This is a genomic window from Bradyrhizobium pachyrhizi, from assembly GCF_001189245.1.
Taxonomy (GTDB): domain Bacteria; phylum Pseudomonadota; class Alphaproteobacteria; order Rhizobiales; family Xanthobacteraceae; genus Bradyrhizobium; species Bradyrhizobium pachyrhizi.
Window position 1 is genome coordinate 272,822 of record NZ_LFIQ01000124.1, and the last position, 1,630, is coordinate 274,451.

General features: G+C 62.3%; 2 protein-coding genes. Both read right to left on the minus strand.

Going from position 1 to position 1,630, the window contains the following annotated elements:
* Positions 1-120: 120 nt before the first annotated feature.
* Positions 121-1,350: a P-type conjugative transfer protein TrbL gene (gene trbL, locus AKL29_RS39775; protein ID WP_050387941.1), complete on the minus strand. Its 1,230-nt coding sequence runs from the start codon at positions 1,348-1,350 to the stop codon at positions 121-123.
* A partial coding sequence (gene trbK-alt, locus AKL29_RS41485; RefSeq protein WP_244482681.1) for a putative entry exclusion protein TrbK-alt occupies positions 1,347-1,630 on the minus strand: 284 nt, incomplete at its 5' end. The genes trbL and trbK-alt, both read right to left, overlap by 4 nt.

Genomic DNA, 1,630 nt, shown 5'->3' on the forward strand with positions numbered 1-1,630 from the left:
TACGGAAGGTCGTTTGAACATCGATAGTTGCCCTTGAGATCAAGTAATCGTTTTCGAGTTGTTCGGTGTCCGCGTTTCAGTCAGTCGCGCAGCGGCTGGCGAAGGCGCAGTGGCGAAGTGTCAGCGCTCTCCTTCAGACAAATCGACGGACGAGCCGCCGCCACCGTGATCACCTGAGCGGACCGTGTGGCTGACTGCCGACGCACCGTGCCGAACAGTCTCGGCACGCTTCATGCGCCGCGCCCAATCGGGCTGCCCTTCGGCCGAAGCGCTCGCGCCCTGCGCGCCGGCTTCCCCACCTCCGCCGAGCGCAGCCGCTGAACGACGCAACGGGCTCATCGCAGCGGTAGCGCCGGCCTCCGCGACACCGGCAAGGCCGCCGCTCCGATAGGCCGCTGATGCTCCGCTCATGGCAGCGCCGCCACTGCGCGCGGCGCCCGCCATCGCGCCGCCAGCGAGACCAGCACCGCCGGCGGCGAGGCCTGCGCCGGCGGCAACAATACCGCCGGCGGCAAGGCCCGTTCCTATCGCCGCACCGGCGCCGAGTTGCGGTCCGCCGGACACCAGGCCGTTGGCGATTCCTGGACCGAAGATGCCCAAGCCCAGCAAGGAGAGCGCCGCAAGCACCAGTGTCATAGCGTCTTCGATGGTCGGCTGATTGCCACCAAAGCCAGCGGTGAACTGCGAGAACAGGGTCGATCCAATGCCGACGATGACGGCGAAGACGAGGACCTTGATCCCTGAGGAGATGACGTTGCCCAAGACCCGCTCCGCCGCAAAGGCGGTCTTGCCAAACAGACCAAATGGGATGAGCACGAAGCCAGCCAGCGTTGTGAGCTTGAACTCGATCAAGGTGACAAAGAGCTGGATCGCGAGAATGAAGAAGGCGAGCAACACCACGACCCAGGCGAACAAGAGAACGACGATCTGGACGAAATTCTCGAAGAAGCTGATGTAACCCATCAGGTTAGAGATCGAGTCGAGCAACGGTCGGCCGGCGTCGAGCCCGACTTGAGCGATCTTTCCAGGTCTCAGAAAATCGGATGCGGACAGGCTTGCGCCCGATGCTTTCAGTCCAAGACCGGCGAAGCTCTCGAAGACGATGCGCGCCAGGCCGTTCCAATTGCCGATGAGATAGGCGAAGACCCCCACGAAGAGCGTCTTCTTGACGAGGCGCGCGATGATGTCCTCGTCAGTTCCCCAACTCCAGAACAACGCGGCAAGCGTGATGTCGATCGCAGCAAGGGTCGTTGCGAAATATCCGACATCGCTGCCGAGCAGCCCAAAACCGTTGTCGATATAACGCGTGAACGTTTCCAAAAACTGGTCGATGATCCCGGTACCGGTCATGGCCTGCTCGCCTCAGGTGCCGCCAGGTTCGGATATCCCTGCGGAATTCGGCTTTGATCCTTTGGGATGGGTATCGAGCTGGACGAATCATCGTGGCCGGAAGCTATGGCGCTGTCCTTCTTGCCAAAGAAGCGACGCCGGTTTTCGTCCCAAACGCGCTTACAATGCCGATAATCCGCTGCTTCCTCAGGAGTAACGCTGCGGCAGCCTGCGAGGTCGAACTTGGCTGCATCGGTCGCCTGCGCCGCCCTCGGTGCCGGCGGAGAATCGTCTCCGCCAC